This is a genomic window from Ensifer sp. Root31, assembly GCF_001424825.1.
Taxonomy (GTDB): Bacteria; Pseudomonadota; Alphaproteobacteria; order Rhizobiales; family Rhizobiaceae; genus Ensifer; species Ensifer canadensis.
Map to the genome: position 1 here is coordinate 92,177 of NZ_LMCO01000002.1, position 20,628 is coordinate 112,804.

Annotated in this window: 21 protein-coding genes; 14 read left to right on the forward strand and 7 right to left on the reverse strand. The window is 61.5% G+C overall.

What is annotated here, in order from left to right; all coding sequences use genetic code 11:
• Window positions 1-39 precede the first annotated feature (39 nt).
• The 3 genes from scpA (at window position 40) to ASD00_RS03335 (ending at window position 3,725) form a co-directional block, all read left to right on the forward strand.
• Window positions 40-2,178 carry a methylmalonyl-CoA mutase gene (gene scpA / locus ASD00_RS03325; RefSeq protein ID WP_057204631.1) on the forward strand — a complete coding sequence of 713 codons (2,139 nt, stop codon included), beginning with the start codon at window positions 40-42 and terminating at the stop codon, window positions 2,176-2,178.
• 208 nt (window positions 2,179-2,386) lie between these two features.
• Window positions 2,387-2,968: a VOC family protein gene (locus tag ASD00_RS03330; protein ID WP_057204634.1), complete on the forward strand. Its 582-nt coding sequence runs from the start codon at window positions 2,387-2,389 to the stop codon at window positions 2,966-2,968.
• 28 nt (window positions 2,969-2,996) lie between these two features.
• Window positions 2,997-3,725, forward strand: a complete 729-nt coding sequence (locus ASD00_RS03335) for a glutathione S-transferase family protein (protein ID WP_057204636.1) — start codon at window positions 2,997-2,999, stop codon at window positions 3,723-3,725.
• Window positions 3,726-3,771: 46 nt separating this feature from the next.
• Here the strand turns inward: ASD00_RS03335 and ASD00_RS03340 are convergent, their stop codons facing one another.
• The gene (locus ASD00_RS03340) at window positions 3,772-4,404 is read right to left on the reverse strand and encodes a hypothetical protein (RefSeq protein ID WP_057204638.1); all 633 of its coding nucleotides are present in this window, start codon (window positions 4,402-4,404) and stop codon (window positions 3,772-3,774) included.
• A gap of 33 nt (window positions 4,405-4,437) precedes the next feature.
• Window positions 4,438-5,832: a selenium-binding family protein gene (locus ASD00_RS03345; RefSeq protein WP_057204640.1), complete on the reverse strand. Its 1,395-nt coding sequence runs from the start codon at window positions 5,830-5,832 to the stop codon at window positions 4,438-4,440.
• Between ASD00_RS03345 and ASD00_RS03350 the strand changes: the two genes are divergently transcribed.
• Window positions 5,790-7,370: a hypothetical protein gene (locus tag ASD00_RS03350; RefSeq protein ID WP_244495993.1), complete on the forward strand. Its 1,581-nt coding sequence runs from the start codon at window positions 5,790-5,792 to the stop codon at window positions 7,368-7,370. The genes ASD00_RS03345 and ASD00_RS03350 overlap by 43 nt on opposite strands.
• Before the next feature lie 199 nt (window positions 7,371-7,569).
• On the opposite strand, the gene ASD00_RS03355 is transcribed toward ASD00_RS03350, so the two are convergent.
• From ASD00_RS03355 to phnF, 5 genes are all read right to left on the reverse strand, one after another.
• Window positions 7,570-8,109: a hypothetical protein gene (locus ASD00_RS03355; protein WP_057204645.1), complete on the reverse strand. Its 540-nt coding sequence runs from the start codon at window positions 8,107-8,109 to the stop codon at window positions 7,570-7,572.
• A 13-nt stretch (window positions 8,110-8,122) separates the two neighbouring features.
• On the reverse strand, window positions 8,123-8,716 hold the full coding sequence (locus ASD00_RS03360; protein WP_057204647.1) for a hypothetical protein: 594 nt from the start codon (window positions 8,714-8,716) through the stop codon (window positions 8,123-8,125).
• On the reverse strand, window positions 8,713-9,312 hold the full coding sequence (locus ASD00_RS03365; protein WP_057204649.1) for a hypothetical protein: 600 nt from the start codon (window positions 9,310-9,312) through the stop codon (window positions 8,713-8,715). The genes ASD00_RS03360 and ASD00_RS03365 overlap by 4 nt, the downstream gene beginning before the upstream one ends.
• Before the next feature lie 119 nt (window positions 9,313-9,431).
• Window positions 9,432-9,884: a hypothetical protein gene (locus ASD00_RS03370; RefSeq protein WP_057204651.1), complete on the reverse strand. Its 453-nt coding sequence runs from the start codon at window positions 9,882-9,884 to the stop codon at window positions 9,432-9,434.
• A 101-nt stretch (window positions 9,885-9,985) separates the two neighbouring features.
• The gene (gene phnF / locus ASD00_RS03375) at window positions 9,986-10,717 is read right to left on the reverse strand and encodes a phosphonate metabolism transcriptional regulator PhnF (RefSeq protein WP_107028367.1); all 732 of its coding nucleotides are present in this window, start codon (window positions 10,715-10,717) and stop codon (window positions 9,986-9,988) included.
• A gap of 90 nt (window positions 10,718-10,807) precedes the next feature.
• On the opposite strand from phnF, the gene phnG reads away from it, so the two are divergent.
• The 10 genes from phnG to ASD00_RS03425 all read left to right on the forward strand — a co-directional run bounded on the left by phnG (window position 10,808) and on the right by ASD00_RS03425 (window position 20,449).
• On the forward strand, window positions 10,808-11,275 hold the full coding sequence (gene phnG / locus ASD00_RS03380) for a phosphonate C-P lyase system protein PhnG (RefSeq protein WP_057204652.1): 468 nt from the start codon (window positions 10,808-10,810) through the stop codon (window positions 11,273-11,275).
• A complete protein-coding gene (gene phnH, locus ASD00_RS03385) occupies window positions 11,275-11,883 on the forward strand; it encodes a phosphonate C-P lyase system protein PhnH (RefSeq protein WP_057204654.1) in 609 nt (202 codons plus the stop codon). The genes phnG and phnH overlap by 1 nt, the downstream gene beginning before the upstream one ends.
• A gap of 3 nt (window positions 11,884-11,886) precedes the next feature.
• Window positions 11,887-12,993, forward strand: a complete 1,107-nt coding sequence (locus ASD00_RS03390) for a carbon-phosphorus lyase complex subunit PhnI (RefSeq protein WP_057204656.1) — start codon at window positions 11,887-11,889, stop codon at window positions 12,991-12,993.
• On the forward strand, window positions 12,990-13,868 hold the full coding sequence (locus ASD00_RS03395; RefSeq protein WP_057204658.1) for an alpha-D-ribose 1-methylphosphonate 5-phosphate C-P-lyase PhnJ: 879 nt from the start codon (window positions 12,990-12,992) through the stop codon (window positions 13,866-13,868). The genes ASD00_RS03390 and ASD00_RS03395 overlap by 4 nt, the downstream gene beginning before the upstream one ends.
• On the forward strand, window positions 13,865-14,641 hold the full coding sequence (gene phnK / locus ASD00_RS03400) for a phosphonate C-P lyase system protein PhnK (protein WP_025429075.1): 777 nt from the start codon (window positions 13,865-13,867) through the stop codon (window positions 14,639-14,641). The genes ASD00_RS03395 and phnK overlap by 4 nt, the downstream gene beginning before the upstream one ends.
• Window positions 14,642-14,706: 65 nt before the next feature.
• Window positions 14,707-15,414: a phosphonate C-P lyase system protein PhnL gene (gene phnL, locus ASD00_RS03405; RefSeq protein ID WP_025429076.1), complete on the forward strand. Its 708-nt coding sequence runs from the start codon at window positions 14,707-14,709 to the stop codon at window positions 15,412-15,414.
• Window positions 15,411-16,025 (forward strand): DapH/DapD/GlmU-related protein, encoded by a 615-nt coding sequence (locus ASD00_RS03410; RefSeq protein ID WP_057204660.1) that lies wholly within the window; start codon window positions 15,411-15,413, stop codon window positions 16,023-16,025. Before phnL ends, ASD00_RS03410 begins: the two co-directional genes overlap by 4 nt.
• A 547-nt stretch (window positions 16,026-16,572) precedes the next feature.
• Entirely contained in the window at window positions 16,573-17,391 is an 819-nt protein-coding gene (locus tag ASD00_RS03415; protein ID WP_244495994.1) for a peptidylprolyl isomerase, read from the forward strand.
• The gene (locus tag ASD00_RS03420) at window positions 17,388-18,431 is read left to right on the forward strand and encodes a HupE/UreJ family protein (RefSeq protein ID WP_057204663.1); all 1,044 of its coding nucleotides are present in this window, start codon (window positions 17,388-17,390) and stop codon (window positions 18,429-18,431) included. The genes ASD00_RS03415 and ASD00_RS03420 overlap by 4 nt, the downstream gene beginning before the upstream one ends.
• 83 nt (window positions 18,432-18,514) lie before the next feature.
• A complete protein-coding gene (locus ASD00_RS03425; protein ID WP_057204665.1) occupies window positions 18,515-20,449 on the forward strand; it encodes a DUF3604 domain-containing protein in 1,935 nt (644 codons plus the stop codon).
• Window positions 20,450-20,628 lie beyond the last annotated feature (179 nt).

The following is a 20,628-nucleotide window of genomic DNA, read 5'->3' on the forward strand; positions in this document are numbered from 1 at the left end:
TGAGGTCCGAAAGGTGCCCTTTGGGCCAAGGAGTTACCGATGAGCGATAAGACCGTGAAAGATTGGGAAAACCTCGCCGAGCGCGAACTCAAGACGGCGCCGGAAAATCTTACCTGGCAGACGCCGGAAGGCATCGCCGTCAAGCCGCTCTACACGGCTGACGATCTCGACGGCATCGGCCACCTTGGTTCCCTGCCGGGCTTCGCGCCGTTCTTGCGCGGCCCGCGCGCGACGATGTACGCCGGTCGGCCCTGGACGATCCGGCAATATGCCGGGTTCTCGACGGCAGAAGCGTCAAACGCCTTTTACCGCAAGAACCTCGCTGCCGGTCAGAAGGGCCTTTCGGTTGCCTTCGACCTTGCCACCCACCGCGGTTACGACAGCGATCATCCGCGCGTCGAGGGCGATGTCGGCAAGGCCGGCGTGGCGATCGACAGCGTCGAGGACATGAAGATCCTGTTCGATGGCATTCCGCTGGAGGAAATGTCGGTGTCGATGACCATGAACGGTGCTGTGATCCCGATCCTCGCCTCCTTCATCGTCGCCGGCGAGGAACAGGGCGTTTCACGCGACAAGCTGTCGGGGACCATCCAGAACGACATCCTCAAGGAGTTCATGGTCCGCAACACCTATATCTACCCTCCGGAACCCTCGATGCGCATCGTTGCCGATATCATCGAGTATACGGCAAAGGAGATGCCGAAGTTCAACTCGATCTCGATCTCGGGCTATCACATGCAGGAGGCGGGCGCGACGCTGGTGCAGGAGCTCGCCTTCACGCTCGCCGATGGCCGCGAATACGTGCGCGCCGCCCTTGCCAAGGGCCTGAACGTCGACGAGTTCGCCGGTCGCCTCTCCTTCTTCTTCGCCATCGGCATGAACTTCTTCATGGAGGCCGCCAAGCTTCGCGCAGCACGGCTGCTGTGGACGCGGATCATGACGGAGTTCGACCCGAAGAAGCCGTCTTCACTGATGCTGCGCACCCATTGCCAGACATCGGGCGTCTCGCTGCAGGAGCAGGATCCGTACAACAACATCATCCGCACCGCCTTCGAGGCGATGTCGGCAGCCCTTGGCGGCACCCAGTCGCTGCACACCAACTCGTTCGACGAGGCGATTGCGCTGCCGACCGAGTTTTCGGCGCGCATCGCCCGCAATACCCAGCTGATCCTGCAACATGAGACAGGGGTTACCAAGGTCGTCGATCCGCTGGCGGGCTCTTACTATGTCGAGAGCCTCACCAACGAGCTGGCGGAAAAAGCCTGGGCGCTGATCGAAGAAATCGAGGCGATGGGCGGCATGACCGAGGCGGTCAATGCCGGACTGCCGAAACGGCTGATTGAAGAGGCGGCCACCCGCCGGCAGGCGGCGGTCGACAAGGGCGAAGAAGTGATCGTCGGCGTCAACAAATACCGTCTCGACAACGAAGAGCCGATCGACATCCTGGAGATCGACAATACCGCCGTGCGTGCCGCCCAGATCCGCCGGATCGAGGAAACCAAGCGTCGGCGCAACTCGCAGGATGTGGCAAAGACACTGGCCACTATTACCGAATTTGCCCGCACCGGCGACGGCAATCTGTTGACCGCCGCGGTCGAGGCGGCCCGTGCCCGGGCAACCGTCGGCGAGATCTCTGACGCGATGCGCGCGGCCTTCGGCGACCATGCCGCAACGCCCAAGGTCGTCAGCAAGATCTATGGCAAGGCCTACGAGGGTGAGCCCGAACTGGCCGTGCTCACCGAACGGCTGGGCGAGGTCTCGGACAAGCTCGGCCGCAAGCCGAAGATCATGGTGGCAAAGCTCGGCCAAGATGGCCACGACCGGGGGGCCAAGGTGATCGCTTCGGCCTTTGGCGATATCGGCTTCGACGTTCTGGCCGGCCCGCTGTTCCAGACCCCCGAAGAGGCGGCCGACATGGCGCTTGCGAGCAAGGTCAACGTCATCGGCGTGTCATCGCTTGCCGCCGGCCACAAGACCCTGATGCCGCAGCTTGCCGATGCGCTGAAAAAGCGCGGCGGCGAGGATATCATCGTCATCTGCGGCGGCGTCATCCCGCGGCAGGATTACGAGTATCTGATGGATAACGGCGTGTCCGCCGTCTTCGGCCCCGGCACGAACGTCCTTGATGCCGCCCGCGCGGTGCTCGACCTGATCGAAGGCAAGCGGCGAAACATTTGAAGCCTGACCGCACCGGGATTCCACCGGTGCCTTCTTCAAAGGACGGGCGCGACTGCGCACAATAGCAGTCCATCCAGTCCGCTCCGGTGTTCGACAAGCAAGAGCCGAAGTCGAAACGGGTGTAACATTGCTGTCTGGAACCCGAGCGGCGCGCACAATTGTCCAAGGACCGTTTTTCCGCCGGGGTTCGATCTGCGGGAGGACGGCAATGCGCAAACTTCAATCGCAAGGGGTCCATCACATCACACTCGTCGGCGCGAACCGCCAGACGTCGATCGACTTCTGGGAGGGCGTGCTCGGCATGCCCTTCATCTTCGAGCAACCGAACCTCGACAGGGCGGCGGAAAGCCATCTTTATTTCGATCCGGGCGATGGCCGCCTGATCACCGTCTTCACCGACGAGGCCCGCAAGCCCGATCCCGATCGGACATCGACGGATATCGGCTGCGTGCATCACATCGCTTTCGCCGTCTCGCGCGCGACGTTCCAGCAAGCGGTCGACCGTCTCAACGAGCGGGAGATCCGCCATAGCGGCGTCAAGGATCGCGGCTTTATGGATTCGATCTATTTCGAGGACCCGCTTGGCCTGTTGATCGAGCTTGCGTCCTATCGGTTCGAACCGCCGGCCGGCCATACTCATGCCGAGGTCCTGATGGAAGCGCACCGGATTCGCGTCGCCCGCAGCGAATACGCCATCGCCGAGGAGCATCTCGCCGATGCCATCGAGGCCCTGGTCGAGCGGACCCGGCCTTCATTGTCAACCGATCGGGTGCCCAGGAATCCGTACTGAGCACCCCCGCGAAAAGGGAGGAACACTCGTGTCTGCAATCAAACTCAATGTCATCAAGCCCAGCGTCAACAACCTGACGGCCCGCGTGTTCGTTCGCGCCGCAGGTCTCGATTTCAGCGAGCATGACGTTTATGGGCTTACGCGCTCGGCCGAGTATCTGGCGAGGGCGCCTTCGCACTTGACGCCGATGATCGAAACGGCGGATTTGCCCAAGGGCGCACTGTGGGAAAGCTGCGCGATCATGCAGTATCTCTGCAACAAGCACGGGCTCAACGACTTTTATCCGAAGGATCCCGAGGCGCGCGCAATGATCGACAGCGCTATGTTCTACCTGATCGGCACCTTCTATCCCTATCTCGCGCGCGCCACTTATCCGGTGCTCAAGTTCCCACAATATCCGGGCGAAGTCGGCTATAGTGATGCAGACGCCGCCACCAAGGAGCATGCGCGCAAGCAAGCTGCGGATGCGCTGGCCGAACCGCTCGAAGTCTTCCACACGTTCTATATGGGCGAGAAACCCTTCATCGGTGGCACCAAACCGTCGATTGCCGACATGAGGCTTGCAGCGACGCTCGAGTTCCTCGCGGTAATCGACTATTCCCTGCCGGCCTGGGCGGCAACCTATATGGCGGCGATCGAGAAATCGCTCGGCAACGCCTACTCCGAACCCGCCGCAGATGTTCGCGGCTATATCGACTACGTGAGAGCCCAGAGGCAAGAGGAACTGACAGGAAATAAACGTGATCGGATAGAATGAGTGAGAGCGGATGCGGGAGAAGAACCGCAATGGCGGCATCGGCCGTTCATTGGACAAGAAGCGCGATGCCGGTCGCGCCGAGCGCCAATGTCCAGAGACGATCGAAGTTGATCCACGCTGAGCGCAGGGCCGCAAGGCCCAGCCACTCGAAGACGGCGAGCGCGACCGCCGCGATGACCGCGAGCATGGCGCCGCTATGCACCGCAAGGGCGGCAAGCGCGACCGGGAGGGAGCTCGCCATCGGCATTGCGAGGTCGCCGGAGCGATCGGCGAGACAGATGCTGAACACTGCGGGCACCAGCATCAACCCCGCCCCGTGGCTCGTTGCCATCAGGAAGGACCAGAACGCAAGGCCGCCCATGCCGGTTCGCATTCCCACTCTGACGCGTTGGCGGTGTCCGTAAACGGCGCCGTAGGCGGCAAGGCCAAGTATGAGCGAGGCAGCGGCAAGCCTGAAGCTGTCCAGATCCAGGGCTGCGCCGAATGCGATGACCACCACCAACACGGTCGCGATGGAAATCGCATGGCCAATCGCAATGGGAACAAGGGACAACCAGACGGTCCGCCGGCTCTGGCGGTGAAGCCCCAGCGCCACGGCGAAGAGCCAGCCCATCGCCGGATTGAGACCGTGAAAGGCGCCGAGGCCGGCAAGCGAAAGCCATGGCCAGAAGGTCGTCATTCGCCATGGTAGGGCCGCACGCCCGCACCCTCCTTACGGATAACAGTAGGAATCGGACGAGCAGTCCCCGCCTTCCAGGCGAACCTGATGCGGGCGATGGCCTTTCGGCCAATCGACGAAGAAACTCTCGTCAAACGCGATTCCGCCGCCCTCATTGACATCCAGCTTGACCATCCACCCGTCGATACCGTCGGGATAGAATTGCGGGTCGATCGCGCCATAGAGCGAATTGGTGAAATAGACCCGCTTGCCGTCCCGGCTGATCTCCACCATCTGCGGCCCGCCGCTCAACGCTCCGTTTGCAGCCTTCGGATGGGTCGCACGTGAGACGATCCCACCGATGCGCACTCGGCCCGTCTCCTTCGGCGCGAATGGGTCGGAAACATCATACTGGATCATGTCACCGGTGCCCCAGCAGGAAACATAGAGGAACCGATCGTCCATCGACAGGTCGATGTCCGTGACGAGCGGTGCGACCGCGCCGAAGCCCTTGAGCACGGGCGGCAGGAGATCCGGATCGGCGGGCTCTGCCGGGATTTCTATCACCTTCTTGACCGCCCATTGATCTCCGTCACGATACCAGGTCCAGATCGACGCCGAGAGATCCTTGAGGCTGATGACACAGCCGACGAAGCCATAGGCCTTGGTCGGATCGTGGGCCGGGCGCAGTTCAAAGACGAGCTGGTGCTCCTCGCCGAAGTCGATCTCTTGCAGGTGCTTGCGCTTGTGCAGATCCCAGAAGTGCAGCCTGCGGCCGTATTTCGAACCGAGCAACACTTCCGGAACCAGCCCGTTCTCGAAGGTATCCGGCGTGCCCCATTCGCTGGTAATCAGCGTGTCGTGACCGAGATGCCACCAGAAGTCATAGGCGAGCTTCTGCGGTCCACGATCCATTTCCCATTGGCCGAGCACGTCGAAACTCTCGTGATCCAGCAAGAAGATGCCGCCGGGCGCATTACCGTCGCGGTCGGCGAGCGCGTTGACGTAGATGCCCTCGGGGCCGCAATGGATGGTGTGCAACCGCGAATAGTTCGCCTTTTCGGCAATTTCGGAAGGCTCGATCACGCGGATGATCTTCGGATTGCGCGGGTCCGGCTTGGTGTCGATGATGTGGAGCCGCGAGGATCTCAAACCCGGGACTACGAGATAGCGACGCTCGACATGCGGGTGCGGCGCATTGGGGCAAAGACAGGAGGAGCAGGCGTTCCAGCCGAAATGATGGAGCTCGTCGCCAACGTTCGGCATATCGACCTGTGCAACGATTTGCGAATAGCTCGGTGACGTCGGGTCGACATCGACCACGGCGATCGCATCCGGCCTCGCCCGCTCAGGATCGAAGGCTGCGACATAGGCTAAGGTTTCCTTAGGAGCCTTGGCCGCCATGCGTGGTGAAGGATAAAAAGAAGGATCGGGTCGCCACGTCGCCATTTCCATTCTCCCTGGAGAATTCCCAATGCGTGGATCCTGATGCAGCCTTTGGTGATGCGGCAAAAACGCGTCGGAAATGCGGCGCATTGCCCCATTTCCTCAAAAGGAGCGATGCGGCTTCCTGTCGGGCATCGCATCGATCATCGCCTGGGGCTTACCGCCCCGCTTGCCGCCCTTTCTTATGCCTCGATCTTGGCTTGGTGCGCCGCGCGGTTGTGCTCTGGCCAAAGTGCACTTATGTTCTGGTCATGACGTCGATAGCAGATGCGCTCGGTCCCATTGGCCTCATGGGACGTTTGCTTGCCCGCTTTTGGCCGCAACTGCTCCTGATCGGGGCGGCAGGCTATATCGTGCGAGACCTGCTGCTGCGTGCCGCAGTGGAGGTAGGTTTGCGCCACCCGCTCGGCGGCATGGTGGTGCTGTCGCTCGTCGTCCTTGCCAAGCTCATCATCGTCGTCCTGATGTTTCTAGCCCTGCGTCCCGGATTGCCCGCGCTGGAGTCGCTCCGGCAGACGAAGAGCGTGCCGGACTCGTCAGGCAAATCCGGCAGCAACGATCGGCGCTTGCTGGCCGCAACCGCCGCAGCGATTTTGCCGTTCTTCGCCTATTACGCGGCGTGGGGCTTCCTCGGCAACACGGTGCGTGAATATTCCCGGCTGGCACTCGACAAGGTCGCTTTCGGCGGGAAGGCCGATTTCTTTAACATTCTCAGTTCACGCGGCCTGCTTCTGTCCATCGCTATTTGCTGGGTGGTACGTTGGGCCGCCAAGCAAATGAGCAAAAAGAGCGAAGCGCCAACTTGGCGCTTGCTGATCGTTGCAGCCGACGCGAGCTGGATCTTTATCGGTCTTTACGGGCTTTCGATCTGGAAGGATGAATTCATCACCTGGCTCGGCGCCGGCAAACTGCTGAGCACTCTTGATTGGGGCAACAGCTTGCAACTGATCGGCGTTGCCTATGCCGCGGAGAACTTCATACCCGTCGAATTTCGCGAGCCCGACTGGCTGACACAGGCGCAGAGCCTGTTCTTCTACGCCCTCTTGCCGATGGTCTGGCTGGTGATGGCGGCAATCATCAACGGCTATGAACTTTCCGCGGTCGGTCCCCGCACCATGCCGGCACGGACCAGTGCACGGAGCTGGCGCAAATGGCTCATCGATTTTCTCGAACACTTCGTCAGCGACTATCGCTCGCGTTATGGGCCGGTCTGGACCTGTCTGAAGCTGACACTCGGCGCAGGGCTTGCAACCTTGCTCACCTTCATCGTCGCCTATCGCCTGATCGGTTGGCTTGGGGCCTGGCTCTGGTTTGCAACAACGCGCCTGCTCGGCGTCGAAGAGTTCGCGACCTGGGAGTTTGTATCCAGCATCCTGGTCGTCTTCATCGGCAGTCCCAGCGATCTCGACGGCGGCATCTTGCTCGATGCCATGCGCATCTCGCTGCTGGCAGCCATACTCGAACGAGCCATTTCGCAGGCAACACCTGCGGTGGCCCCTGAAGCGCCGCGCATCTTATCAGACGCGCAAAGGTTGCTGTAACACTTTGAATTGCTGCGGGCGTGCAATCCTATCGTCGCACCTGATGTCCGAACTTCGGCTAGCGACCAAAGGGGAAGTTCGACCCAATGCGGGCCTGACGCGTCGACGCGAACCTGTCGGGCGCGTTGCGTGATTAGGCAGGAACGTAGGTCCCAACCTGATCACGTCATCCCGGATACCAGGCGTCAGATTCTATCCACTAACCACGCTTCCATTTGAATACGAGCGCGCCGTCGCCTGCTCCCAGAACCTCGACCACGAGCGAAAGATCGCTTGCCTTGGCCGGCACCATAAAACTTTCCGCCATTCTGACTGTGCGGCCGTTTCCGGCATTTCCAAAAGCGAGGCTCGAACAGCGCGGGCGATCCGCCACTTCGGGATACATCTCGCGCACGATTGGTTCCGTCAGCATCAAGGGCTCGAAGCGCCGCCCCTCCGCATCCACCAGCCGAACGCGGCACGCACTCTCAGCCAGCATTGCCAGATCTTTCGGTTCGCTCTCGAATTCCGCCAGAACAACGCGCGCGTCATCAGATGGACCGGGCAGTCGTTTCAGATCCGCAAGCTTCCATTGCCCGCCCGCATAGGGCTGGACCACACCGCTTTCGACGATGATGTCGCGCTTACCGGAAAACAAAGGCATCTCACGCAAACTATCCCAGGCGTGGACCACTATCGCCAATGGCAGCACGGCGACGAGTGCCACGAGGCAGGTCCAGAACAGGCGTCTTTCGCTCATGACCTGCCTCTCGTCATTTTGCAGCCAGCGTCCACGGCATGCTGCCGCTGCCGCGCGCAAGCGTGATCGATGGTTTGATTTCCAGTGGTGCCTTCTGGTCGAGCGCGATCCAAAGTTCTTCGCCGAGAGGGGTCAGACCAGAGCGCGCGATGAGCAGACGACCGCCGCTGATCGCCGTCTCGGGCAACTCGAATGCTACGAGCACCGGCTTGGGCAAGCCCGGCTCCAGTCGCTCCGTCGGCAGATAGCCACGCATGGTCGAGAAGCGTTGACTAAGGGCATAGCGGATTCCGCTTGGCGACAACCATCCTGCTGATAGCAACGTCAGGCTCTCTTTCTTGGCAACCGCTGCACCTTCGATGACCAACCAGACACCCGAGCTTGAATAGTCGCGCACCCGTCCGAAGCTCTCGGTCTTGACCGCCCGCGCCAGATGCACATTCGCGGCACCATAGGCAAAGGCATGGCTTTCCACCCGCTCGCCCGCTTTGCCACGGATCGCAATCGGCGACGTGATATCGCCATAGCCCGGCGTGTTGTGCTGCATGGCGTAGAGCACGAGAGCGCCAAGTCCGAGCAACAGGATTGTACGCAACCCGGCGATCATCGCACTGCCTCGTCCGTTTGCCCGCTTACGGCCAGTTCGACGATGGCGGCCTTGCCGTCATCAAACCATCCGGGCGCGCCATAGAGATTGTCGCGCGGTTTGTAGATCTGCTTGGCGACCGAAAAGCGCAGCGCCTTCGGGTTCGGCAAACCCTCCGGCCATTCCCAAACAGCGATGAGTTTCTCCGGCATGCCAGGGTTGATCGCGCTCGCGATCCATTTGTCACGGGCGAGGTAGTAGACCGGCTCTGGAAGTTGGACCGACATCGGCGTCTCGATCGAGACGAGCTGCATGAACGCATTGCTTGTCGCGGCCGAGCGATTGTCGAGTTCAAGGTCGACCGTCAGGAACCGCTTGGGGTCGACTGGCTTGGTTCCCGTAGGGGGAACTTCCGCCATCGAGGCATTGTTTATCGTGATAACCCAACGACCTGTGTCGATTGGCTCGCCCATCCTGGCAAGCTCAACGGGAGCGGGATTGGCCGCCTGATAGACTGCGGTTGCGAAGGAGGCGGCCGCAGCCGCCATGCCTCCGATGCCCGTCACGAGCATCGCCAGAAGACGCCGCTTCAATTTCGACCGTCGCGCGATCGACATCGCACCTCCGCCCAGGTTTGATCGCTCCTGCAACCGCAAGATAGTATGGCTTGGCCGAGAAATCAAAGTTCTCAGGCTTTTCAGCGGTCCCCATCGCACTACGGCAGGCACCGCCGAGATCATTCTTCACTTATCTTGATCTTGCGGACCTTTCCAAAACTCTTGTCTAAGGCGGGCAGCCGCCTCTCGTAGTTGACCTTGACATGGGGGGACGCACCGTGGTCGCTCTCCTTCATCAGGACGACGACCAGCCGACTGTCTGCGAGGGAGAGATGCACCTCAAACGGTTCATCCGCCTGTTTGGCGCCGATGTTAGGCCGCCATCGCCCAGTTCCGCTGGCGTAGGATGTCGGGCCGTAACTGTTGGCAGTCACAACTGCCGACCAGCCCGCTTCGCTGACAACGGTAAGGACAGTGCCGTGCCGAACAACGCTGAGGCAGCCTTGGCAGCGTATGAGCGTCGCGCCCACTTCGCGCCAGAGCCCAGAAATTCCGCTATCGTCCGCCCGCACGGATTGCGCCGCCAGCAGCAAAGTACCGATCAAAACCAGTAAGCCTACACGTCCGCTCACCGAAGCTCGTCTCCACCAATCCGTTCAGACATTTCCTATTGGTCGACTGGGCACAAAGATCAACTTTTGCAGGCAAAAACGAATTAACGCAACCCGGCAGATTACGTTTCGATCCGCAATTTCATTCGGTCGGCGGCAAAACAGCTGCGGGAATACTCCACGGGCTTGCCGTCGAGGTCCGCATTGACCGACTGCGCCTCCAGCACGATCGCACCAGCCGAGAGTTTCAGCATCGAGAGTTCGTCGCTGTCGGCATGGCGGGCGACGATCTCGGTCGAAACGCGCACGTAGTCGTCAAGGCCGTGGGCGGCAAACGCTTTGGTTACGGAATGCCGTTGCTCGAACTCTTCCGCCATGCGGGGAAACCGGGCGGCGGGATAGTAACTTGACGAAACGGAGAGCGGACGGCCATCGCCGCTGCTGACGGTGCGCAATTCGATCACCGGTTCACCCGGCGCGATACCCAGTGCCGAGGCAATGTCGCCAAATGCCTTCAGTTCGGCATGGCCGAGCAGGCGGGTGCCGATCTCCTTCACCTGCCGGCCGAGACCCTGCGAGAAGCGGGTGCGACGCGAGATTGGATAGCTCACCCTCTCCTTGCGCTCGATCATCGTACCGCGGCCCTGGACGGCACGAACCAACCCTTCCTCGGCAAGGGCTGCCAGTGCACTCCTGACGGTGTGCCTGTTGACGCCAAACTCGCCCGCAAGCACCGTTTCGGGCGGCACCATGCCGGCAGCGTCGTAGTCGCCATTGCTGATCGCCAGCCGGATCCGGTCTGCGATCTGCCGCCAGAGTGCGACCCCTGTCTGCCGTTCAACCACTTTTCGCATTGCCATGTCACAAGCCTGTCATTTGCGGACGCTAATGAAAAGTATAAGATGTGCACTTGTCTAGATCAATAGACATTTGAGGTGAAAATGATGGATGCGAAGCTGAAACAGGAAAGTCCGCCGGAGATGGCGCGCAAGGAAGGCATGCGGCTGCTGGCCCGCGCGTCTTCGGAAGAACTCATGGCCGCCTGGGAGGCACTTGCCGACAAGCCTGATGTGTCGCCCGTGCGCGGACCGGAAACGGGCTTGGTCATGGTTCGCGGCCGCATCGGCGGCGGCGGCGATGCCTTCAATCTGGGCGAGGCAACCGTATCGCGCGCGACGATCCGGCTTTCGACCGGCGAAATCGGCCATGGCCAGTTGCTGGGCACTGACAAGCAGCGCGCCCGCCTTGCTGCAATCTTCGATGCGCTCTTCCAGCGTGAAGCCGACCGCCCGGCCGTCGAGGCGCTTCACCGCGCAATTGCTTCGCGCATCGAGGCGGAGGACCGCCGCAGCGCAGAGGAAACCGCCGCGACACGCGTCGACTTTTTCACCATGGTTCGCGGAGACGACTGATGGCCAGCCAATCGCAAATCTATGCCGGCGCCTTCGCCGACCCGGTCTTTTCCGCCCAATCCGTATTCAAGAGCCTGATGGACGGCTTTGCCCGCCCGGGGCAGATCATCCGCCTGGAGGCGTCGAGCATCCCGCCGGCGCCAATGGGCGCGGCTGCCGGAGCCGTGGCCTTGACGCTGTGCGATCACGACACGGCAGTCTGGCTCACGCCCGCCCTTGGCAAATCCGCAGTACCGCAGTGGATCGCGTTCCACACCGGCGCACCGGTGACGGACACCAAAACCGATGCACGCTTTGCCTTTGTCGAGAAGGGCGCGCCGGTTCCGGGCTTCGACCAGTTTTCGCTCGGCACGCAGGAATACCCGGATCGCTCGACGACGCTCGTCATCGAGATTGAGGCGCTGACCGGCGGCGAACCGCTGACCGCCCACGGACCTGGTATCAAGGACGACATCACCATTGCGGTGCGTGGCCTGCCTGAAGTCTTCCTCGACTTTTGGAGCGCCAACCGCGCGATTTTCCCGCGCGGCATCGACCTCGTGCTGACATCAGGCGACAGCGTTCTCTGCCTGCCGCGCACCACCCGACTCGTTCGCCAGGAGGTTTAACCCATGTATGTTGCAGTGAAGGGCGGCGAAGCCGCCATTGCCAACGCCCATCGCCTCCTTGCCGATCGGCGCCGCGGCGACCGCGCCCTACCGTCGATCACCATCCAGCAGGTCGTCGAACAGCTCGGCCTTGCCGTCGATCGCGTCATGGCCGAAGCCTCGCTTTACGACCGTGAGCTCGCAGCCCTTGCCGTGCGCCAGGCGCGCGGTGACATGATCGAGGCGATCTTCATCCTGCGCGCCTACCGCACGACGCTGCCGCGCTTCGGCTATTCCGAGCCGGTCGATACCGCGACCATGAAGGTCGAGCGCCGCGTCTCGGCCACCTACAAGGACCTGCCCGGCGGACAATTGCTGGGCCCAACCTTCGACTACACCCATCGTCTGCTCGACCCCTCGTTGATCGACGACGCAGCGGTCGAGGAGCCTGAAGTCAAGGAGCCTGGCGAACATGTGATGCGCGTCTCCGACATTCTCGACGGCGAAGGGCTGATCGAAGGCGACGGCCGCATGCCCGAAGGCCATGTCATGGGCGACCTCACCCGCGAGCCGATGGAATTTCCAATGGCCCGCGACCTGCGCCTGCAGGCCCTGGCACGCGGCGACGAGGGCTTTCTGCTGGCGCTCGCCTACTCGACCCAGCGCGGCTATGGCCGCACGCATCCCTTCGTCGGCGAAGTCCGCATCGGCGAAGTCGAAGTCGAACTGGACCTGCCCGAGCTCGGCTTTGCCGTCTCCCTCGGCGTCATCCGCGTCACCGAGTGCCAGATGGTCAACCAGTTCATGGGATCGGCGAAACAGCCGCCGCAGTTCACCCGCGGCTACGGCCTCGTCTTCGGCCAAAGCGAACGCAAGGCCATGTCGATGTCACTCGTCGACCGCGCGTTGCGCACCGACGAATTCAGCGAAGACATCGTTGCGCCGGCGCAGGACCAGGAATTCGTGATTTCTCATGCGGACAACGTGCAGGCGACCGGTTTCGTCGAACACCTGAAGCTGCCGCACTATGTCGATTTCCAGGCTGAACTCGACCTCGTTCGGCGCATGCGCCGCGACTATGACGCTGCCCGCGCCGGCGGCCAGGACGGCATGAAGGAGGCCGCCGAATGACCGACCTTGCCACCTACAACTTTGCCTATCTGGACGAGCAAACCAAGCGGATGATCCGCCGCGCCATTCTGAAGGCGATCGCCATCCCAGGTTACCAGGTTCCCTTCGCCTCGCGCGAAATGCCGATGCCCTACGGCTGGGGCACCGGCGGCGTGCAGGTTACCGCGTCGATCCTCGGACCGAAGGACGTGCTGAAGGTCATCGACCAGGGTGCCGACGACACCACCAACGCCGTGTCGATCCGCGCCTTCTTCCAGAAGGTCGCCGATGTCGCAGTGACGACGAAGACTAAGGAAGCAACCATCATTCAGACGCGCCACCGCATTCCCGAGGAAGGCCTCAGGGAGGGCCAGACGCTGGTCTACCAGGTGCCGATCCCGGAGCCCCTGCGCTTCCTCGAGCCGCGTGAGACCGAGACCCGCAAGATGCACGCGCTCGAAGAATACGGGTTGATGCATGTGAAGCTCTATGAGGACATTGCCCGCAACGGCCATATCGCCACCACCTATGCCTATCCGGTGAAGGTCGAGGGTCGCTACGTCATGGATCCCTCGCCGACGCCGAAGTTCGACAATCCGAAGATGCACATGTCGGAAGCGCTCCAGCTTTTCGGCGCCGGCCGTGAAAAGCGCATCTATGCGGTTCCGCCCTATACCGAGGTCGTCAGCCTCGATTTCGACGATCACCCGTTCGAAGTGCAGAAGTTCGACAAGCCCTGCGCCCTCTGCGGCGCCGAGAACGTCTATCTCGACGAAGTGGTGCTCGACGACAAGGGCGGACGCATGTTCGTCTGCTCCGACACCGACCATTGCGAAGACCGCCGCGACTGCGGCCATGCTGGACACATGCTTGCCCGCCAGGAGGCCGCAGAATGAGTGCCGTACCGCTTCTGAAAGTCAACGACGTCTCGAAATTCTACGGAAGCCGCATCGGGTGCCGGAACGTCTCCTTCGACCTCTTCCCCGGCGAAGTGCTGGCGATCGTCGGAGAATCCGGCTCGGGCAAGACGACGCTTCTGTCCTGCCTTTCGACCCGGTTGATGCCGACATCCGGCATCGTCGAATACCATATGCGCGACGGCCAGTATCGGGATCTCGCCCGCATGGGCGAGGCCGAGCGACGCTTCCTGATGCGCACCGACTGGGGCTTCGTCCACCAGAACCCGGCCGATGGCCTCAGAATGACGGTCTCGGCCGGTGCCAATGTCGGCGAGCGCCTGATGGCCGTTGGCGACCGGCACTATGGCAACATCCGTGCCGCCGCCAGCGACTGGCTCGAGCGTGTCGAGATCGGCATCGACCGCATCGACGACCAGCCCCGCGCCTTTTCGGGCGGCATGCGCCAGCGCCTGCAGATTGCCCGCAATCTCGTCACCTCCCCTCGCCTCGTCTTCATGGACGAGCCGACCGGCGGCCTTGACGTTTCGGTGCAGGCTCGCCTGCTCGATCTCGTGCGCGGGCTTGTGCACGATCTTGGCCTTGCCGCCATCATCGTCACCCACGATCTCGCTGTCGCACGGCTTTTGTCGCACCGCATGATGGTGATGAAGGACGGCGCCGTCATCGAGCAGGGGCTAACCGACCGCGTGCTCGACGATCCGCGCGAGCCCTATACCCAGCTCCTCGTCTCCTCCATCCTGCAGGTATGACGCATGATCCCGAAAAGTAAAAATCGGTTTTCGATCAAGATCATGCGCAAAGGAAAGTAAGAATCATGGCTACGCCCCTAGTTGTTTCCGAAGTCGCAAAGAGCTTCACCATGCACCTGCGCGACGGCGTGCGCCTGCCTGTCGTCGCCAACGTCTCCTTCTCGGTCAAATCAGGCGAATGCGTCGTCCTTGGCGGCCCCTCAGGCGTCGGCAAAAGCTCTATCCTAAAAATGCTCTACGGCAATTACGGCGTCGATGAGGGCCAGATCCTGATGGAGCACGACGGCAAGCTGGTGAACCTCGCCACTGCCGAACCGCGCACCGTGCTTGAAGTCCGGCGCGCAACGCTCGGATATGTCAGCCAGTTCCTGCGCGTCGTGCCGCGTGTCTCGGCGCTCGATATCGTCGCCGAGCCGCTGCAGGCGCGTGGCGTCGCCATGGAAGATGCCCGCGCACGGGCCGCCGAGCTTCTGTCTAAGCTCAACCTGCCGAAAGAACTATGGTCGTTGCCGCCAGCCACGTTCTCCGGCGGCGAGCAGCAGCGCGTCAACATCGCCCGCGGCTTCATCACCGACCACAAGATCCTGCTTCTCGACGAACCGACGGCTTCGCTGGACGCGAAAAACCGTGCGGTGGTCGTCGAGATGATCGCCGAGAAGAAGGCGAAGGGAACGGCATTGATCGGCATCTTCCACGATGAGGAAGTCCGCGACGCGGTGGCTGACCGCATTCTCGACGTATCGGCCTTCTCACCGCGAAAGGCAGCCGCATGAGCCATAAACTCGGTCTTGAGCCTTTCATCCACCCGACCGCGAGCGTCAACAACTCGACGCTCGGCCGCTACACCGAAATCCAGGAGCGCTCGCGCCTGGAAGAGGTCGAATTCGGCGACTACTCCTACATCATGCAGGACGGCTCGATCTGGTGCGCGACGGTCGGCAAATTCGTCAATATCGCTGCCGCGGTGCGCATCAACGCCACCAACCATCCGACCTGGCGCGCAACGCTGCATCACTTCACCTATCGCGCTCCGAACTACTGGGACGATACCGAAGTCGATCACGATCTTTTCGCCTGGCGCCGGTCGAACCGGGTGACGATCGGCCATGACGTCTGGATCGGTCACGGTGCGACGGTGCTGCCAGGCGTCAATGTCGGCAACGGTGCGGTAATCGGAGCCGGCGCTGTCGTCTCCAAGGACGTGGCACCCTATACGATCGTCGGCGGCGTGCCGGCAAAGCTCATCCGCGATCGGTTCAATGCCGGTATCGGCGAACGGATGGACAGCCTTGCCTGGTGGGATTGGGACCATCAGCGCCTGCGCAAGGCGCTCGACGATTTCCGCGAGCTGACGGCCGAAGAGTTTCTCGTTCGCTACGCCTGAGCACGCCGACATCAGCGCCGCAGTTGGGGCCGAAGCTGCCCCGCGGCAGAAACGCCTCGAAAGTCCGGATTGGTGGGGGTTTGCGGACGCTAGGGAGCGTCATGTGAAGTTGGATGTTCGCCGTCGAGCGCGCTTTCTTCAGTCCTGGATTGCAAACTAACTGATTGCAACTAGTATATATCACCCAGAATCACAAAGCTTATCGGGGGTAAGGACAATCATTTCCACCGACAAAGAAAGCCGACAGGCATCCGCAAGTTAAACCGCAGTGCGCGATAGGGATATACACTATGCAAGCGGGATAAAGCCATGCGAAGTGACGTAAACATCACATCGAATACATATTGCAGATTATGCCGTTCCTGGCGCATAAATGTCATCGGCACCGCCCTGGAAAAAAGGTGGCGGACGTTGGCCGAATAGAGGAACTGCACTGACCTTGTGACTTTGAATTTTCTTCTCTGCCACTCACCGGAAGGAACACGGAGATGGCTGTATGAAGTTGCTCAGAGAACCTCTACTGCATTTCGCCGTCGCCGGCGCTGTCATGTTTGGCGGCTACTCATGGTTGCATGACAATCGGGCGCAGGACGGGGCTGAACCTGTCCGCATCGGCGAGGGCGACATCCGATGGCTGAGGCAGACGTGGTCGAGCCAATGGTTACGTGATCCGACCGCCGGCGAGTTGAAGGGAATGGTCGACGGTCTCCTGAACGAAAGGCTTCTGGCACGCGAGGCCAAGGAGATGAGCCTCGATCAGGATGACACCATCATCCGCCGCCGCCTGGCGCAAAAACTCAAATTCATGATTGAGGACACCGCCCAACTGGCTGAGCCGACTGAGGCGGAACTGCGGAAATTCTACGCCGCCAACTCGTCGCGCTTCGAGACGCCTGGCAAGTTGTCGTTCAAGCAGGCCTACTTCAGTCCCGAGCGCCGCGTTGACGCTGCGGCAGACGCCAAGGCGGCGCTCGCCAAATTGAACGGCGGCGACGTCGAGCCGGCGGCAGGCGACCGGCTGCTCCTCGGGAACAGCTTCGACGATGCAGACGCAGCGGCTATTTCGGCCATGTTCGGTGCCGATTTCGCGCACGACGTCCTGGCACTTCAACCGGGCGGGTGGAGCGGACCGGTGAAATCCGGCTATGGCTTCCATCTGGTGTTTGTCACACAGCGCGCGTCGGCAACTCCGAAACCTTTCGAAACGGCGCGCGACGCTGTTCTCGCCGAGTGGCGCAGCGCGAAGCAAGCCGAACTTACCCGCAATTATCTCGCCGAGCTTCGCAGGAAGTATGGAGTCGAACTGGATGACGGCGTGAGCGCGACTCTGGGTTCCGAGCCCGCGTCGAAGGCGGCTGCGAAATGAGCGCGCGACCCCGCCCATCCGTGTTCGTGCGAGAGGCTTGCCCCGCAGTGAGGTTGGTCTGGCTGGTTGCACTTACAGTGGCTGCCATGCTGTTCTCGGAGGCCGCCTTCGCCCATGAAGTGCGCCCTGCCTACCTCAGCATTCGGGAAGAAGCGCCGAACGAGTTGCGCGTACTCTTCAAGACGCCCATGCAGGGCAATGCGCGGCTGGCGCTGAAAGCCTTGTTCTCCGGCAGGATCGAGATGATGACCCCGGTCGTCTCGCATCCGACCGGCGATGCGATGGTACAGACCTGGCGCATCCGAACCTTGGAGCCACTCGCCGGCCAGACGGTGCTGATCGACGGGTTGCAGAACACCATGACCGACGCCCTGGTCCACCTGGTTCTTGCCAATGGCAACACCTGGACGGCTCGGCTGACACCCGGCGCGCCATCTGCGCTGATACCCGCATCGCAAAGCACCTGGGGCGTCTTTACCACCTATGTTCGGCAGGGCATCGAGCACATCGCGTTTGGCTTCGATCACCTGCTCTTCGTCGCCGCTCTGATGCTGATCGTGCGCGACTGGCGCAAGCTGGTGAAGGCGGTTACCGCCTTCACCGTTGCTCACTCGATCACGTTGACCTGCGCGACGCTCGGCTGGGTGACACTGCCATCGCGACCAGTCGAGGCGATGATCGCCATCAGCATCGTCATGGTGGCGGCAGAGATCGTGCGCATGGAGCGTGGCCAGACCAGCCTTGCGATCACCAGTCCATGGATGGTGGCCTTCGCCTTCGGGCTGCTGCATGGTTTCGGTTTCGCTGGCGCGCTTGTCGAAATCGGCTTGCCGCAAGGCGACATTCCGCTGGCATTGGTGGGGTTTAATTTCGGGGTCGAACTTGGGCAACTGGCGTTCATCGGAGTATTGCTGACGCTGGTGCAAGTTGTCCGTCGCTTTGCCGCAATGCCGCGCGGGGCAGCCGTTGCTTCGGCGTACGCGATCGGGATTGTCGCGGCATTTTGGTGCGTCCAGCGGCTTGACGCCATGTTCCTGTAGGGCAGCGCAAGCCGTGAAGTTCTTACAGTTCGTTGAGTAGGAAAGATGAGAGCGAGAAGTTAACCGTCGATCGGGAGGATGTCATGCGCGTTATGATGCCTTTGGCCGGATTGGCCTTGGTTGCGACCACGGCATTTGGTTACCCCACACTGGCACAGGAAACCATAGATAAGGGGACGCTCGATCCCAATATGGTCGACACACTCTTCCCGAAGCCGGGGTATTCGCCTTACGCCGGCAATAGGTTCCCCTCCCGTCCGCTGTTTGGCGATACGCACCTGCACACGTCTCAGTCGTTCGACGCCATCGCCTTCGGCAACTCCCTCGGACCGGAGGAAGCCTATCGCTTCGCACGCGGCGAGGAAGTCATCTCCTCGACCGGTCAGCATGCACGATTGAGCCGCCCGCTTGATTTTCTGGTCGTGTCCGATCACGCCGAGAACATGGGCACGCTGGGCGAAATCAAGACCGGAAACCCGACCTTGATGAATGATCCTGAACTGAAACGCTGGAACCAGATGATGGCAGCCGGCGGCGACCAGGCGATGAACGTCTACTACGAAATCATGGCGAGCGTCGGCGGTGGAGGCAAGCGTTTGCCGGCTGCGCTTCGTTCGGACGAACTGACGCGGTCGGTATGGCAAAAGAACGTCCAGGCTGCGGATAAATACAACGATCCCGGCACGTTTACTGCGTTGATCGGCTATGAGTGGTCATCCAACACCGGCGGCAACAACTTGCATCGCGTGGTCGTCTTCCGCGATGGCGCGGAAAAGACGGAGCCGATCCTGCCATTCTCGTCCTTGCAGAGCGACAATCCGGAAGACCTATGGAAGGCTCTCCAAAACTACCAGACGAAGACCGGCGGCAGCGTGCTCGCCATCCCTCATAACGGTAATCTGTCGAACGGCCTGATGTTCCCGTTGATCAATCCCGTCGGAGGAAAGCCTATCACCGCGGAGTATGCGCGCACCCGCGCAAGCCTTGAGCCACTGATGGAAGTTACCCAGATGAAAGGCGACGGGGAGACGCATCCTACTCTGTCGCCGACTGACGAGTTCGCCAACTTCGAGCGGTGGGATATGGGCAACCTCGACCTGAGTGCGGCGAAAACTCCTGATATGCTGCAGTTCGAGTATGCGCGCTCGGCCCTCAAGAACGGCCTGAAACTCGATAAAGAGCTTGGCGTGAACCCGTACAAATATGGATTGATCGGATCGACGGATTCCCACACGTCGCTCGCCGCGGTCGAAGAGAACAACTTCTTTGGCAAACTCCCTGCGGCAGAACCGAGCGCCGGCCGCGCGACACACCCAATCGCTAAGTTCGGCGACAAGGAGGTCATGGGCTGGGAAGTCGTTTCGAGCGGCTATGCTGCCGTCTGGGCGATGGAGAACACGCGTGAAGCCATCTTCGACGCGATGAAACGTAAGGAGGTCTACGCCACCACTGGGCCGCGGATGCTGGTTCGGCTGTTTGGCGGATGGGAGTTCGCCGAGGCGGACGCCAAGACGCGAAGCCCGGCAGCGGTCGGATACGCCAAGGGTGTTCCGATGGGAGGCGACCTGCCGCCCGCGCCCGCAGGGAAAAAGGCTCCTACGTTTCTGGTGGCCGCGCTGAAGGACCCGATCGGCGCGAACCTCGACCGCTATCAGATCGTCAAGGGCTGGATGGATGCGGCGGGGCAATTGCACGAGCAAGTCTATGACGCCGCATGGTCCGGAGAACGTAAGCCTGGCACTGACGGCAAGGTGCCGCCTGTGGGAAACACGGTTGACGTCGCCGACGCCACCTGGACCAATACCATCGGCGCGCCAGAGTTGATCTCGGTCTGGACCGACCCCGCCTTCGACCCGGCCCAGCGCGCCTTCTACTACGCCAGAGTGTTGGAAATCCCGACGCCGCGTTGGACAGCCTACGACGCGAAGTACTTCGGCGTCACCATGCCGCCCGAAGTGCCAATGTCGTCGCAGGAGCGGGCATACACGTCGCCGATCTGGTACAATCCGGGGGGTTAGAAGGTTCATACGCGCCCCGCGCGCAACGACCTAGCAAAGACTGGTCTTTGCTACGGACATCAGCGCAAGGCGCGCAAAAGTTTGCAGCGGTTTTGCGATAACGACACGCGTAACAAGACAACAAAAAGGGCGCGGTTGGGAGGACCCGCGCCCTTTTTGTGAGGAATGGACCGGACGGC